At 59.3% G+C, this 14,143-nt stretch carries 14 protein-coding genes and 1 pseudogene; 4 read left to right on the top strand and 11 right to left on the bottom strand.

Annotation, left to right across the window (positions count from 1 at the left end):
• Positions 1-285: 285 nt before the first annotated feature.
• Complete coding sequence (locus QA644_RS25410; RefSeq protein ID WP_283073776.1) at positions 286-1,245, bottom strand: trypsin-like peptidase domain-containing protein; 960 nt, start codon at positions 1,243-1,245, stop codon at positions 286-288.
• 201 nt (positions 1,246-1,446) lie between these two features.
• A complete protein-coding gene (locus tag QA644_RS25405; RefSeq protein ID WP_283073775.1) occupies positions 1,447-1,938 on the bottom strand; it encodes a cupin in 492 nt (163 codons plus the stop codon).
• Positions 1,939-2,072: 134 nt separating this feature from the next.
• Here QA644_RS25405 and QA644_RS25400 point away from each other — a divergent pair, with 134 nt between their 5' ends.
• A complete protein-coding gene (locus QA644_RS25400; RefSeq protein WP_283074024.1) occupies positions 2,073-2,633 on the top strand; it encodes a type 1 glutamine amidotransferase domain-containing protein in 561 nt (186 codons plus the stop codon).
• A 48-nt stretch (positions 2,634-2,681) separates the two neighbouring features.
• On the opposite strand, the gene QA644_RS25395 is transcribed toward QA644_RS25400, so the two are convergent.
• The 6 genes from QA644_RS25395 to QA644_RS25370 form a co-directional block, all read right to left on the bottom strand.
• Positions 2,682-3,725: a DNA topoisomerase IB gene (locus QA644_RS25395; protein ID WP_283073774.1), complete on the bottom strand. Its 1,044-nt coding sequence runs from the start codon at positions 3,723-3,725 to the stop codon at positions 2,682-2,684.
• 15 nt (positions 3,726-3,740) lie between these two features.
• Positions 3,741-5,894 (bottom strand): glycogen debranching protein GlgX, encoded by a 2,154-nt coding sequence (gene glgX, locus QA644_RS25390; RefSeq protein WP_283073773.1) that lies wholly within the window; start codon positions 5,892-5,894, stop codon positions 3,741-3,743.
• Positions 5,895-5,971: 77 nt separating this feature from the next.
• Positions 5,972-6,766 carry an SDR family oxidoreductase gene (locus QA644_RS25385; protein WP_239600995.1) on the bottom strand — a complete coding sequence of 265 codons (795 nt, stop codon included), beginning with the start codon at positions 6,764-6,766 and terminating at the stop codon, positions 5,972-5,974.
• 116 nt (positions 6,767-6,882) lie between these two features.
• Positions 6,883-8,088 (bottom strand): 3-oxoadipyl-CoA thiolase, encoded by a 1,206-nt coding sequence (gene pcaF / locus QA644_RS25380; protein ID WP_283073772.1) that lies wholly within the window; start codon positions 8,086-8,088, stop codon positions 6,883-6,885.
• A 10-nt stretch (positions 8,089-8,098) separates the two neighbouring features.
• Positions 8,099-8,803 carry a CoA transferase subunit B gene (locus QA644_RS25375; RefSeq protein ID WP_283073771.1) on the bottom strand — a complete coding sequence of 235 codons (705 nt, stop codon included), beginning with the start codon at positions 8,801-8,803 and terminating at the stop codon, positions 8,099-8,101.
• A complete protein-coding gene (locus QA644_RS25370) occupies positions 8,800-9,507 on the bottom strand; it encodes a 3-oxoacid CoA-transferase subunit A (RefSeq protein WP_239600999.1) in 708 nt (235 codons plus the stop codon). Before QA644_RS25370 ends, QA644_RS25375 begins: the two co-directional genes overlap by 4 nt.
• Positions 9,508-9,660: 153 nt before the next feature.
• Here QA644_RS25370 and QA644_RS25365 point away from each other — a divergent pair, with 153 nt between their 5' ends.
• The gene (locus tag QA644_RS25365) at positions 9,661-10,416 is read left to right on the top strand and encodes an IclR family transcriptional regulator (protein WP_239601001.1); all 756 of its coding nucleotides are present in this window, start codon (positions 9,661-9,663) and stop codon (positions 10,414-10,416) included.
• Positions 10,417-10,451: 35 nt separating this feature from the next.
• Here QA644_RS25365 and QA644_RS25360 read toward each other — a convergent pair whose 3' ends face one another.
• Complete coding sequence (locus QA644_RS25360) at positions 10,452-11,333, bottom strand: helix-turn-helix domain-containing protein (protein WP_194731368.1); 882 nt, start codon at positions 11,331-11,333, stop codon at positions 10,452-10,454.
• A 112-nt stretch (positions 11,334-11,445) separates the two neighbouring features.
• On the opposite strand from QA644_RS25360, the gene pobA reads away from it, so the two are divergent.
• Positions 11,446-12,618 (top strand): 4-hydroxybenzoate 3-monooxygenase, encoded by a 1,173-nt coding sequence (gene pobA / locus QA644_RS25355; RefSeq protein ID WP_074071616.1) that lies wholly within the window; start codon positions 11,446-11,448, stop codon positions 12,616-12,618.
• Between the two features lie 224 nt (positions 12,619-12,842).
• On the opposite strand, the gene QA644_RS25350 is transcribed toward pobA, so the two are convergent.
• Positions 12,843-13,091 (bottom strand): Beta-galactosidase C-terminal domain, encoded by a 249-nt coding sequence (locus QA644_RS25350; protein ID WP_283074023.1) that lies wholly within the window; start codon positions 13,089-13,091, stop codon positions 12,843-12,845.
• A 15-nt stretch (positions 13,092-13,106) separates the two neighbouring features.
• Positions 13,107-13,199 (bottom strand): annotated as a pseudogene (locus QA644_RS25345) (hypothetical protein); the annotation flags it as partial.
• A 29-nt stretch (positions 13,200-13,228) separates the two neighbouring features.
• On the opposite strand from QA644_RS25345, the gene QA644_RS25340 reads away from it, so the two are divergent.
• Positions 13,229-13,774: an ROK family protein gene (locus QA644_RS25340; protein WP_283073770.1), complete on the top strand. Its 546-nt coding sequence runs from the start codon at positions 13,229-13,231 to the stop codon at positions 13,772-13,774.
• Positions 13,775-14,143: the final 369 nt, after the last annotated feature.

Raw genomic sequence — 14,143 nt, 5'->3', positions numbered from 1 at the left:
GACCTTTTGGCGCCACCATGATCCGGCAAAGAGCCTCGTTCTGACGGCCGTTGCAGTAACATGCTTGACTATCGCCTTCTGGAAGGGGGTCTGGATCGGGGCAACCGCCAGTATGTGACGACCCTGCTGCCTATGCCTTTCCCATTTATCTGGTGCACCGCGTCGTGCCGGAACTAAAGGGCTCCGCTGGCAGCGCGCTACCCCTTCCGGCCCTTCATTTGCTAGCGATTGCGGGCGGCATTATCGGGCATTGATACCAATGACAGGACTCACAGCTTTGGGGCGCTATGAATGCCTGCGCTGCGGCCTGACCGTACGTTTTTCTATCCGGCCTGCCACCGAGAAGATCAGGAAATCGCTGTCCGTGTCGATCCTTTCTCCGTCCATCAATCTCACGACGTCGTCGATGCCCGAAACCGGATGGCGGTCGATTGACAGGAGATAGTCGCCCTCCTGCAGCCCCGCCTTCTCGGCTGGGCTGCCCGGCTCGACGCGGCGAAGTCGGACAGCCGTCTTTTGCACGATACCCGCTTCCAAAGCTATCCTTCGATGGAGCTCGACGGTGTCCGCAGCAATGCCGACATAGGCCCTACGAACGTGACCGAAGCGCAGAAGCTCGGAGACCACATGCTTTGCCGTATTGGACGCGACCGCGAACGCGATGCTTTGCGCGCCTTGGATGACCGCGGTGTTAACGCCGATCACCTCACCCGCAGACGACACCAGTGGACCGCCGGAATTGCCTGGGTTGAGCGCCGCATCGGTCTGGATGATGTCCTCCATCAAACGACCACTGGCCGCGCGCATCGACCGACCCAATGCGGATACTATTCCTGCCGTGACCGTCCATTCAAAGCCCAGAGGATTACCGATTGCTATGGCGATATGGCCGCGCTTAAGGCTTTTTGAGTCTCCCAGTTTCGCCCAAACACCCGTCCAGTCGTTCGCGCGGATCAAAGCGAGGTCGGTGTCAGCATCGCGTCCTAGCACCCTGCCATCGACGACCGCTCCTTCCGGCGTGGTGATCCGGATATTCTTGGCGTCATCCACGACATGATTGTTGGTGACGACAAGGCCATCCGGCGAGATTGCAAAGCCCGATCCATGACCGGCACGCCCACCGGCTCTTTCGATCCGACTGACCGCAGGGCCGACAAGATCGACCGATGAAGACACTGCTAAAGAATAGGCATCCAGCAATCCGGTGTCCGAAGACGGCTGGATGTCGCGATCAATGAAGCCCATTGAAAAACTCCTCGGACGCAGGACGCGTCACGTTGATGACCGGCAGCGTCTACAAAAGAGCAAGAAGCTGTCAGTTACAGGTTAATCGCAACTCAAATGATGCTCGCGGCCATGTTAATCAAGCCACTGACCAGCCCCACACATTCCGTCCTCCCTCTGCCTCCAATTCAATCTCGGCGAGCGGCCAAAAGTTCCGGCATTTCAGCGCCACAGCGCAATAAGCCCGCCGCTTCCGCCGGTAACGGGATCGGTGATTGGCGCGGCGAGGTCTTCAATCCGTTTCTTTTGTTCCGGCGTTGGCTCGTCACGGCAGAGGTCATAATCGGCTCCAGCCGGATAGGCACCGACCACCAGGAAATCGCTGCTTGCCGAAAGCCGGCAATGGCCGGTTCCAGCAGGCAATACCGCTGCATCGCCGGCATGGATCTCGACCGTGAGGCCCGTTGGCCCGCCGAGCATCAACGTCGCCGAACCGATGGCAAAACCCAGCGCCTCATGGGTTTTCGAATGATAATGATGGAACGGATAGACGCCATTCCGCCACATATTGCCCCAGCCGTTTCGTCCGAACAGCGCTTCAAAGCCGGCTACCCGGTCGTCACCCTTCAGCACGCCACGATAAAGCAGCAGCGGAAATGTCGGATTGTTCGGAATGACATTGCCAGGCTCAAGCCGGATTGCTTCGGGTTCCATATGTGCGCCTTTCCTCCACTGAACGATAATCGCCATTGCCTCCAGGGGTTCCCGAAAATCTGGGGAACCAACCGCGCTTCGGGTAGTTGTGCATATGCATCTCGAATTCAACAGGAGAAGGAAAGGACATGTCCATGCCTTCCATCAGTTCTGCAAAAATTCTTGTTCTTGCAACTGACGGTTACGAGCGCTCCGAACTACGGGTACCGCATGAGGAGCTGAAAAGGCGTGGCGCCACCGTCAAGATTGCCTCTATCAGGGAGGGCAGCATCAAGAGCTGGAGCAAAGGCGACTGGGGCGATAGCATCAGTGTCGACCTTCTGGCAAAGGAGGTAAAGGTTGCCGATTTCGATGCCCTCGTCCTGCCCGGAGGCCAGATTAATCCCGACAAGCTGCGCGCCGACGAGAATGCAATGCGCGTCGTCCGCGAATTCGTGAAATCGGGTAAGGTTGTCGCCGCCATATGCCATGCACCATGGCTGCTTATCGAAGCCGATGCGTTGCGAGGCCGGCAGGCAACCTCCTACTGGTCGATCAAGACCGACGTGAAGAACGCCGGCGCCACCTGGAAAGATGAAAAGGTCGTGACCGACCAAGGCATCATCACCTCCCGTTCGCCGGACGATCTGGACGCATTCGTTGCAAAGATCGTCGAAGAGATCGAGGAAGGCCGCCACGAGAAGCGAGCCGCTTGATAGGACCTCCTGTTCGCTGAGCCCGCGCACCCCTGCGCGGGCTCTTTTTTATGAGGCTTTGCGGACAGGCGTCTCCGCCGACTGCCGATCGCGAGACAGGAAATCGAGCAGTCGGTTCTCCGCCGCCCGTAGCCCCCACAACGGCTTAGCGGCGGGCAAAATCCCCTCGCCTCCAGAATAGTCCTTGTCGGCGAGCGCAATGATGGAAGGGTGAATGTAACTTGAGCGCGAGATAGCCGCCGTGTTGTGCAACACGGCGGCTGAAGCCTCCGCCATGTCCTTCACGGTCGGCCGTTTGCCCCTTTCGAACGCATTGCGCGCAACGGCGAAGGCGGCGAGCGAGCCTGCCCACGTCCGAAAGGTCTTCGCGGTGATCGCAATACCTGAAATTTCCGCCAGGTAGCTATTCAGACGCCCGGATTCGATCGGTTTCAGCGTGCCCGTCTCGTCCTTCCAGATAAAAAGCTGGCGACCGGGGAGGTCGGCGATTTCTTCCAGCATCTTTTGCAATCTGGGATGCCTGAGGCTGCGCCCGACACGCTTTCCGCCCTTGGAACGAAATTTCAGTTCGATCCGGCCCTCCACCAGCGTGATGTGCCGCTTCAACAGCGTCGTTGCGCCATAAGTGCCGTTTTCCTTAAGATAGGCTTGGCTGCCGACGCGAAGATGTGCCTCATCGAGCAATGTCGTCAACGCCGCGAGGACACCGCGGACATTTTCCGCACCGACCTCAAGATCGCGCTGCACCTGCCGCCGTATCCTTGGCAAGGCGTGGCCAAAGGCAATCAGCTGATCGAATTTTGCGATGCTGCGGAAGGACTGCCAATCCTTGTGATAGCGATATTGCTTTCGGCCCCGTGCATCAAATCCGGTCGCCTGCAAATGGCCGTTTTCCTTCAGACATATCCAGACGTTTTCGTATGCGGGAGGCAACCCGAGTGCGGCGATACGGTGCTTCTGCTGCGGCTCGCAGACCAACTGGCCGTCCGGTAGCCGGTAACAGAAGCCTCGGCCCTTTCTCTGCCTGCGAATACCGGGTTCGGTGTCGCTCACATAAACCAGGCCAATGTCACTTAGGGCTTCAGCACTCATCGCTTTGTTCGATTGCTAACTGTTCCGGCGGCCGAAGCGAAACCAGCGTTGACGTTCAGTCTTTGTGGCATTCTTCGGTGGCACCGAGGCACCCTTCGGCGCAAAGACGGCAATGCTTTCGCGGTAGACCATCACCGGGTTTTCCGGATCGAATACCGTGAAGGGATCGTCGGCACCAGTGTCGACCACCCGCTGCCACGTCTTGATGCCGTTCACTCCCGGAAGCGTGACTTCGCAATCACCGCCAGCATTGAATACCATGAAGAGACCATCCATCTTTTCCGCATCCGATGCGAGGACACTCCGTGACACGTAAACGCTCAGCACCCGCAATTCGTTGTCGTTCCAGGCACCATCGTCCATGAAGTCGCCATCCGGTTTGTACCAGGCGATTTCGATCCGTCCGTCCTCTGCGGTTTCACCTGTCAGGAAGCGCTCCTGCCGAAGCTCCGGCTGCGCCTTACGGAAAGCAATCATCTTCTGACAGAAGGTCAGAAATGGATCGTCAAGCCCGCTCCAGTCGATCCAACCGATTTCGTTGTCCTGGCAATAGGCATTGTTGTTGCCGCCCTGGCTGTTGCCGACCTCATCACCTGCAAGGATCATCGGCACGCCCTGGCTGAGCAGCAGCGTTGCCATCATGTTGCGCCGCCGCCTGCGGCGCGCGTCATTGATATCGGCGTCGCCGGTCGCGCCCTCCACTCCCATATTGTCCGAATGATTGTCGGAATGGCCGTCCCGGTTGTCCTCGCCGTTCGCTTCATTATGCTTGCCGTTGAAGGAGACCGTATCCATCAGCGTGAAGCCGTCATGAGCCGAAAGCAGATTGATGGACGATGTCGAGCCACGGTCCGAATGGTTGAACTGCAGCGCCGAGCCGGTAACGCGCTCTGCCATCTCCGACACCTGGCCACCGTCGCCTTTCCAGAAACGTCGAACGTCATCGCGGAATTTGTCGTTCCATTCGCGAAAGGGGTGGGGAAATCCGCCGACCTGATAGCCGCCTTCGCCGACATCCCAAGGCTCGGCAATCAGCTTCACGCCGGCAAGCATCGGATCTTGCCGAATCGCGCTGAAGAAGATGCCCTGCCGGTCGAATTCCATATCCTGCCGGCCGAGCGTGCTCGCCAGATCGAAGCGGAAACCGTCGATGTGCATGGCGCCAACCCAATAGCGCAAGCTGTCGAGCACCATGCGCATCACCATGGGATTGGCAACGTTCAGCGTGTTGCCGGTACCTGTCGTATCGAAGGTGTGGCGGGGATCGTCAGGTGAAAGGATGTAGTAGCTTGCATTGTCGAGGCCGCGAAAGGAAAGCGTCGGACCTCTCTCGCTGCCTTCGGCCGTGTGGTTATAGACCACATCCATGATCACCTCGATGCCGGAGGCATGAAACTTTCTCACCATCGTCTTGAACTCGGTGATCTTGTCGCTCGACATGTAGCGCGACTGCGGCGCGAAGAAACCGAGCGTCTGGTAGCCCCAGTAGTTGGTGAGATCCTTCTCTTCCAGATACCGGTCGTTCGGAAAAAACTGGATCGGCAGCAATTCGACGGCCGAGACACCGAGTTTCGTCAGATGATCGATGATCGGGTCGCTGCACATGCCAAGAAAGGTACCGCGCAATCTGTCCGGTACCCTCGGATGCGTCATCGTCATACCGCGCACATGCGTTTCATAGATGACCGTTTCCGTCCACGGGCGCCGGATTGCCTCATCGCCGTCCCAGTCGAAATCGGGATCCTGCACCACGCCCTTCACCATGAAGGGTGCGCTGTCGCGCTCGTCGAAGGAGAGATCGTCCTTGCCGATCGTATAGCCGTAGAGCGCATCGTCCCATGTTAGATCGCCAACCACCTGCTTGGCGTAGGGATCGAGTAGAAGCTTGTTGGGATTGAAACGGTGGCCGCTTTTTGGATCATAGGGTCCGCTTGCGCGATAGCCATAGACGGTGCCCGGCTTCAGACCGGCGATATAGCCCGACCAGATATCGCCCTCGCGCTTGGGCAACGGCATGCGTGCCATTTCCTTTTTGCCGTCGTCGGAAAAGAGACAAAGGTCGATCTGCTCGGCGTGAGCGGAATAGACAGCAAAATGAGTCCCGGTCCCGGTATATTCGGCGCCCAGTTCCGGCTTCATGAAATCGAGTTCGGAAAAAGAAAAACTCATGATCACTCCGCTTGGTGGATCGCCGAGCGGGAAACGTTACCGCAGTGCGAAAGTTCCCTGCGCCGGCGCCAAGGGCGCTACGGCATGAGCTGGCCGCCATTCACCTCGATGATCTGGCCGGTGATGTATCCTGACAGCGTCGGCGAAGCGAGGAACAGATAAGCACCGACGCAGTCTTCCGATGTACCGACGAAGCCCATCGGAATGGTTTTGCGCTGCATCTCCATCTGTTCGACGTTGGTATAGCGTTCGTGGAACGGCGTTGCGATGACGCCCGGTGCGACGGCGTTGACGCGGATGCGGTCGCCGACGAACTCCTTGGCATGGCCCCGCGTGATCGTCGAGACGAAGCCTTTGGAGGCTGCATAAAGAATCGCACCGTTGCCGCCGCCATTTCGTGCAGCGATCGAGGTGGTATTGATGATAAAGCCGCCCTGCTTCTTCAGCCAGGGATGCGCGGCGCGCGTTGCGGCAAGAACAGAACGGGCATTCAGATCCATTACCTTGGCATAATGCTCGTCGGTATATTCCGCGGTCGGCTTGCGGCCAAGCATGCCGCCAGCATTGTTGATGAGGCCATCGAGATGTCCGAAGGTCTTAGCGGTCTCCTCTACAACGCGTTCCGTCTCGCCTTCCTTTGAAACGTCGCCCTGCACCAGATGCACAATGGTACCAGTCGCTCTGATCTCCTCGGCAAGCTTTTCGGCCGGCTCGCGGCTTGCATTATAGTGGATGCCAACCTTCATGCCCTGCGCCGCGAACGCCCGGGCAAGAGCTGCACCGATGCCGGTCGATGCACCGGTGATCAGAACCGCTTTGCCGTTCAGATCAGGTATTTTTATGGACGCGAGTGATTGAGCAAGATTAGCCATGGCAGCAGCAGCCTCCCGAAAAGACATGAAATAGATAGTGAAATGGATTTGACGAGCGTCTTAGCAGGCGAAATTGCGGATGGACAACGCGCGAAAGCGAGAACCGCTGTGCGCCGTCAAACTCTTTCGAGAGCTATCGCAATCCCTTGGCCGACGCCGATGCACATCGTCGAGAGCGAATAGCGCCCGCCCGATTCGATGAGCTCCAGCGCAGCCGTTCCGGTAATGCGCGCGCCCGACATGCCAAGCGGATGGCCGAGCGCGATGGCGCCCCCATTGGGGTTGACGCGGGGATCGTCATCGACAATCCCAAGTTCGCGCAGCACGGCCAGCCCCTGCGAAGCAAAGGCTTCGTTCAGCTCGATGACATCGAACTGATCCTCGGTCATGCCGAGCCGCGCCATCAGCTTGCGCGATGCCGGAACCGGTCCGATCCCCATGACGCGCGGCGGCACGGCGGCGGCAGCACCGCCCAGGATACGCGCGATCGGCCTCAGGCCATGCTTCCTCGCCGCTGCTTCGGAGGCCAAGACCAATGCCGCGGCGCCGTCGTTGACGCCAGACGCATTACCGGCCGTGACCGTGCCGCCTTCGCTCTTGAACGGCGTACCAAGCTTTCTTAGGGCTTCCATCGTCGTTGCGCGCGGATGCTCGTCCTTCTCGATTACCACGGGAGCGCCCTTGCGCTGTGGGATCACGACTGGCGTGATCTCCTTCGCCAGCCGGCCGTTTGCCTGAGCGGCGGCGGCCTTAGCCTGCGAACGCAGTGCGAAGGTATCCTGATCCTCGCGGCTGACCTTGTAATCCTCGGCGACGTTCTCGCCCGTTTCCGGCATGGAATCGACACCATACTGATTCTTCATTAGCGGGTTGATAAAACGCCAGCCGATCGTCGTGTCGTAGATTTCGGCATTGCGCGAAAAGGCCGTGTCCGCCTTCGGCATCACGAATGGTGCGCGCGACATGCTCTCCACGCCGCCTGCAATCACCAGTTCCGCCTCGCCGGCGCGAATGGCGCGCGCAGCGGCGATGACCGCATCCATGCCCGAGCCGCAGAGCCGGTTGATCGTCGTCCCCGGGACTGCAATCGGCAGGCCCGCAAGCAGCAGCGACATCCGCGCCACGTTACGATTGTCCTCGCCGGCCTGGTTCGCGCAGCCGAAAACGACGTCGTCGGCGGCCTCCCAGTCGATCGATGGGTTACGCTGCATCAGTGCTTTGAGAGGCACCGCCCCGAGATCGTCCGCGCGCACCGATGACAGAGAGCCGCCGAAGCGGCCGATCGGCGTGCGGATATAGTCGCAGATATAGGCGTCGCTCATGGTCTCTTCCTCAAAGTTCCGGAACGACAAGGTCGGCAACCGGCTCCTCGACATGGAGCGGCGCACCGGTCATGGCCTGCAGTTCCTCAATCGAGATCGCCGCCAGCTTCTCACGCAGCACGAAATGTCCCTTCACAATGTCGACGATGGCGTGGCTCGTATAAACGCGCGTGATGCAGCCGACGCCGGTCAGCGGGAAAGTGCATCTGGCGACGAGCTTCGGCTCGCCGTTCTTGGTGACGTGTTCTGTAATGACAAAGACCTGCTTGGCACCATGGACGAGATCCATCGCGCCGCCGACGGCCGGCACGCCCTTGCTGCCGACGCGCCAGTTGGCCAGATCGCCGCTCTGGGCAACCTGATAGGCACCGAGGATGGCGACGTCGAGATGACCGCCGCGCACCATGGCAAAACTGTCGGCGTGGTGGAAGAAGGACGCACCAGGCTTCAGCGTCACCGGCCTCTTGCCGGCATTGATCAGATCCCAGTCCTCTTCGCCGACAGGTGGCGCTTCACCGAAGTTCAAGATACCGTTCTCGGTATGGAAGATCGCCTGCCGACCGGGCGGCTGGTAGCGGGCCACCATTTCGGGAAAGCCGATGCCGAGGTTCACATAGGCGCCGTCGGCAATATCCTGAGCGGCACGCCAGGCGATCTGAGCATTGGAAAGCTTGATGTCTTCGCGCGTTGTCGCGGGTCGGGTATCGACGGTCATAGGTAAGCCACTCCGGCTCGAACGAGCTCTTCTTCCTGCTGCGGATTGGATATCTCGACGAGACGGTCGACGAAGATGCCAGGTGTGACGACATGTTCGGGATCGATCCCGCCCGCAGGCACGATCTTCGAGACCTGTGCGATCGTCTTTGCAGCCGCCATGCACATCAGCGGGTTAAAGTTCCGGCCGGCTTTGTTGTAGGTGAGATTGCCGTGCAAGTCGCCGATATGCGCCTTCACGATCGCAAAATCGGCCTTCAACCAGCGCTCCTGGACATAGTGCCTGCCATCGAATTCGGCGACTATCTTGCCTTCGGCAAGCTCGGTGCCGTAGGCCGTCGGCGTGTAGAAAGCCGGGATGCCGGCACCGGCCGCACGGATGCGTTCGGCAAGCGTCCCCTGCGGCACGAGTTCCAGCTCGATCTCCCCGGCAAGATATCTTTGCGTGAAGGCACGCGGATCCGAGGAACGCGGGAAGGAGCAGATCATTTTCCGCACCATGCCGGCGTCGATCATCGCGGCGATGCCGATGCGGCCGTTGCCGGCATTGTTGTTGATGACGGTCAGGTTCTTCGGTCCCTTGTCGATGAGAGCGTGGATAAGCTCGATCGGTGCCCCTGAGCCGCCGAAACCACCGATCATGATGCTGGCGCCGTCACTGATTTCGCAGACAGCTTCCGCCGCGCTCCTGATTGTCTTGTCCATGCGGGATCTCTCCTTGCCGAATAGGCGGGACACGCTCCTCCCATGCCCGTGATCACGAATAGTGCGAGACGAAATCGGCGGCAAGATACTTTGTGCGCTATTTGACTTTTGTTCGTATATCGCACATAGTTAAAATTCTGATTGGAGGTCAAAATGCGGGAAACGGATTTCGTCAGCGGCTTTGCCCGCGGCTTGAAAGTCATCGAAGCCTTCGGTGAGACGCACCAGCGTCTGTCGATCACAGAAGCTTCCAAGCTCGCCGGCCTTGACCGCGCCACCGTCCGCCGCTCGCTTCTGACGCTCGCAGAGCTCGGTTATGCGGATTACGACGGAAAGTTCTTCACATTGACGCCGAAGATCCTGCGACTCGGCCATGCCTATCTTTCGGCAACGCCCTTGCCCCTGCAGATCCAACCGCATCTCGACCAATTGTCCGAAAAGGCCGGGCAGAGCGCCTCGGCCTCGGTTCTCGATGGCAGCGAGATCGTCTATATCGCCCGCGCCTCGCAACGCCGCGTCATGTCGATCAATCTGACGCCTGGCAGCCGTCTGCCTGCCTATTGCGCCTCGATGGGCCGTGTGCTGCTCGCAGCACTGCCGGAAAGTGAAGCGCGTGCTATTCTTGGCCGGACGGAATTGAAGCAGAACACGCCGAACACCAAGACCGACCTGGAAGACCTGATTGCCGAATTCCGCCGCATCCGCTCAAAAGGCTATGCCATCATCGATCAAGAGCTTGAAATCGGCCTTTGCTCCATCGCCGTTCCGGTCGAAAACGATCGAGGTCAGACGGTTGCGGCAATCAACATCGGAGCGCCGGCAGCCCACGCCCCTGCATCGGAAATGGCCGGGCGCTATCTGCCTCTTTTACAGGAGACGCAAAGGGCCTTGCGGCTGGTTTTGCGATAGCGGGCGAAAGCCCTTCCCCGCAAGCCGAAGCGAAGTCATACCCCGAGCCTCGTCCGCTCGGCCATACGCCATATGCGCGGCGTCTCGCCCGTCCGTTTCAGAAAGAAGCGCGAGAAGTAGGCCGGATCGGCAAAGCCCAACCGGTAGCCGATCTCCTGGACGCTGCCGAAGGTGAAGACCAGTTCGCGTTTTGCCTCATCCGTCAGCTTGCGGGCGATGAGTTCGTGCATGCTATGTCCCGTTGAAGCCTTGACGATGCGGTTCAGATGCGTCGGCGAGATGCCGAGCGCGCGAGCGTAGAAGGCGGCCGGCTTATGTCCCCTTAGATGCTGCTGCATCAGGCCGCTTAGAACCTCCATGCGTCGGCTATTCTCATCGGCCATCTCACTCTCGGCACCTTCGCAAATCCGCGCCGTCAGTTGCAGTGCGGAAGTCAGATAGGCATCCAGCAGATCGTTCCGGCCGCTCCGCCGCCCCGAAAACTCTTCTCCCAACCGCGTCAGCGTCTGCGCCACGTAAGCGGCATCCTCGTTTTGCATATCGAGCTCCGTCAGGTGCGGTTTCGCCAGCCACTCCCCGAACCAGCTGCGATCGCCAGGTGTGGCCTTCAGATGCGAGGCGAGCACCGTGATAACAAAGCCATCGATATCTTTCGAAAAGCGGAAGCCATGCCTCAGGCCGGGCGGTACGGTGATCACCGAGCGCGGATGGATTGCATGCCGCTCCTGGCCGAAGATCGCATCGCCCGATCCGGAATCGATGTACAAGATCTGAAGGAAGCTTTCATGCCGATGCAGCCGGATTTCCCAGTGATGAAGGCTGCTGCGCGATGGAATTGTCTCGCAATGCACCCAGAAATCCGGCTTTTTGCCGGCACTCTCGCCATAGAGCTCATAGGTCGGAACGAATTTCGTCATCGCACGCACATCCCTTGATGTTCGATTTGTGCAATTTCTCGGATGAAAAGTCCATTGCCGGGGCTGTCGCCTGAGAGGAGAATTTGACGAAAGACAAGCGCGGGGAGGAAGCATGCGCACACAGGTTGCGATTATCGGCTCCGGGCCATCCGGACTTCTGCTCGGCCAGCTCTTGACGGAGGCCGGTATTGAAAACGTCATTCTGGATCGGGTCGGCAAGGACTACATTCTCGGACGCGTTCGTGCCGGGGTCTTGGAGGAAGGCACGGTTAACCTTATGGATCAGGCAAAGGCCGGCGCCCGAATGCATGCCGAAGGCCTGCCGCATGACGGCTTCTCGCTTGCCTTCGACGGTCGCGATCACCGCATCGATCTCTTTGGGCTTACCGGAGGCAAGCGCGTCATGGTCTATGGCCAGACGGAACTCACACGCGACCTGATGGACCATCGCGAAAAGAGCGGCACCTTGACGATCTACGACGCGGCTGACGTCCAGCCGCACGAATTCAACGGCCGGCTCCCCTGCGTCACCTATAATAAGGACGGCACCACGCACCGTATCGATTGCGATTTCATCGCCGGCTGTGACGGCTTTCATGGTGCAAGCCGCAAAGCCGTGCCGGAAAGTTCGCTCCGCGCTTTCGAGAAGGTCTACCCCTTCGGCTGGCTCGGCATCTTGGCTGACGTGCCGCCGGTCAGCCACGAGTTGATCTATGCCAACCATCCCCGCGGCTTCGCGCTCTGTTCGATGCGCTCGCAGACCCGCAGCCGCTATTACATCCAGTGCCCGCTCGATGAAAAAATCGAGAACTGGGGCGACGACCGTTTCTGGGCGGAACTCCGCCGCCGCCTTCCAACTCACCACGCAGACGCAGTGATCACCGCACCGTCGTTCGAAAAGTCGATCGCACCGCTTCGATCCTTCGTCTCCGAGCCGATGCGTTTCGGCCGGCTGTTCCTGGTCGGGGATGCCGCCCATATCGTTCCGCCAACGGGCGCCAAGGGCCTCAACCTCGCCGCCAGCGACGTACACTACCTTTTTGGCGGCCTTATCGAGCACTATCAGGATCGCTCGGATGCCGGTATCGATGCTTATTCCGAACGCGCGCTCTCGCGCGTCTGGAAAGCCGTCCGCTTCTCCTGGTCGATGACGAGGATGATGCACCGGTTCCCCGATACGAGCGACTTCGACCAGAAGATCCAGGAAGCCGAACTCGACTATTTGACGCATTCCCAGGCAGCCGCGACAGCGCTTGCGGAAAACTATGTTGGGCTTCCCTACTAGCCGAAGCGTTCCGCTTTCAAGCGGTCCCGCTGAAAGGATCTCATCGGCCTGCTTGAGACGCTAGACGGCGGCCTCAGCTTCGGCTTGCCCACGCTAAGAGGCATTTCGTCGAAAGGAATGCGAACCGGCCACACGCAATTGCGTAGCCTTTAAAACCGGCAAGTCGCCGCGAAGGTGAAGAATTGCCAATGCGATTTTCCATTTCTTCAAACGAGAACGCATCCTCAGAACCGAATGACCACACTTTCATGCGGCCCAAGTGAAAGGCAACCGTTCACCTCCTTACCTGTGAGCAAGTCGACGCCGGTTGGCAGTGACGAGACCTCGACTCTGCCTTCATCCGTATTGAGCACGAACAGCAGTTTCCTGTCGGCAGCTTCACGGACGGTCACTTCCACATTCGCGGCAAGGTCGGCGATCAGCGGCGCGATACCGGTGTGTGCGAAGAGCTGGTCAGCCAGGCCTTCGACCAAGGCCTCCGTAAGATACGTGCCTATGTAGACAGCACGACCCCTGCCCACTTTGCGGTTCGTAATGGCTGCCCGCCCGCTGGCAAAGCGGCTGCTCCACTGCCCAAGCACCTCGACGTCCGGGTATCGGCTGTTCGCTCGTGATCAAGGGCGAGATCTATCACGGAAGCCACAGTGCCGCCGGCAAGCTTGGCCACACGACCTCCGTTCCGAATGGCCGATTGTGTGAATGCGGCCGGCGGGGATGCCTGATGGCGCATGCAGCCGAGCCCTACATGCTGGACGAATGGCAGAGCCGGTCCGGCTCTTCGATAAGCCGCGATGAGTTTGCCAGGTCCGTCGAACATCAAGAAGACCTCGCACTTTCGATTTTGTCGGACTGTGGTTCGAGGATCGGACGACATCTGGCCGACATGGTCAATCTGTTCGATCCGGAGATCATCGTCGTGGGCGGAGAAGCCGTGCAATTCGGTGATGCGCTACTCGACCCGATCCGCAAAACAATGGAGGAATTCGCGTTCTTCACCAAGCCGGAACTCGTCGCAGATTGGGTTCCGAGTTCCTGGGCAAGGGGCGCTGCCGCACTCGCGACGCAGACATTTTCGACTTCGAACGCTCACCAAGTGGTTGATGGGCTGAGGAGGCCCCGGGATTTGGCGGGATCGCACGTTGAGCAGGGTCGCTGATCCGCGGGTGCCAGGTGGCCAAAATCAATTTCCAAGCGGGTAACTCCTATGTCTTTCAGCAGGTGATCATTTAGAGCCGAAAGCGCACAGCTGGTGGCTGGCGGTTCCTCCCTGCCGCCAAATGTTCCAATGACGGCCCGCAATATTTTGAGCATCCACTCCACCGTTCGGAGCGGCCGTTTTGTGGCTGACGTCATTTGCAATGCTCTCCAATTTGGCGGCTGCAATTTGCGAACTCTGCAGAGGTGGACGGCGTGAGGCTACGCAATCACCGGTTCCCTTTTTGCCTTGGGCCGGCAAGTGGTCTCCGCCGGATGTTTTCACGGAAGAGGCACTGCCGTCCTAATGCAGGCCACTCCTGCTGAGTGT

It is taken from the genome of Rhizobium sp. CC1099 (assembly GCF_029714385.1).
In the GTDB taxonomy this organism is placed as follows: Bacteria; Pseudomonadota; Alphaproteobacteria; order Rhizobiales; family Rhizobiaceae; genus Rhizobium.
Note: the sequence above shows the minus strand (reverse complement) of the source record. Positions and strands in the feature narration are given on the sequence as shown.

Excerpts from the sequence above, each read along its gene's own strand:
- QA644_RS25400 (WP_283074024.1), top strand. The coding sequence starts at position 2,073 with ATGCCTTCCATCAGTTCTGCAAAAATTCTTGTTCTTGCAACTGACGGT.
- QA644_RS25375 (WP_283073771.1), bottom strand. The coding sequence starts at position 8,803 with ATGACCGTCGATACCCGACCCGCGACAACGCGCGAAGACATCAAGCTT.
- QA644_RS25360 (WP_194731368.1), bottom strand. The coding sequence starts at position 11,333 with ATGACGAAATTCGTTCCGACCTATGAGCTCTATGGCGAGAGTGCCGGC.
- QA644_RS25395 (WP_283073774.1), bottom strand. The coding sequence starts at position 3,725 with ATGAGTGCTGAAGCCCTAAGTGACATTGGCCTGGTTTATGTGAGCGAC.
- pcaF (WP_283073772.1), bottom strand. The coding sequence starts at position 8,088 with ATGAGCGACGCCTATATCTGCGACTATATCCGCACGCCGATCGGCCGC.
- glgX (WP_283073773.1), bottom strand. The coding sequence starts at position 5,894 with ATGAGTTTTTCTTTTTCCGAACTCGATTTCATGAAGCCGGAACTGGGC.
- QA644_RS25370 (WP_239600999.1), bottom strand. The coding sequence starts at position 9,507 with ATGGACAAGACAATCAGGAGCGCGGCGGAAGCTGTCTGCGAAATCAGT.
- QA644_RS25410 (WP_283073776.1), bottom strand. The coding sequence starts at position 1,245 with ATGGGCTTCATTGATCGCGACATCCAGCCGTCTTCGGACACCGGATTG.
- QA644_RS25405 (WP_283073775.1), bottom strand. The coding sequence starts at position 1,938 with ATGGAACCCGAAGCAATCCGGCTTGAGCCTGGCAATGTCATTCCGAAC.
- pobA (WP_074071616.1), top strand. The coding sequence starts at position 11,446 with ATGCGCACACAGGTTGCGATTATCGGCTCCGGGCCATCCGGACTTCTG.
- QA644_RS25365 (WP_239601001.1), top strand. The coding sequence starts at position 9,661 with ATGCGGGAAACGGATTTCGTCAGCGGCTTTGCCCGCGGCTTGAAAGTC.
- QA644_RS25385 (WP_239600995.1), bottom strand. The coding sequence starts at position 6,766 with ATGGCTAATCTTGCTCAATCACTCGCGTCCATAAAAATACCTGATCTG.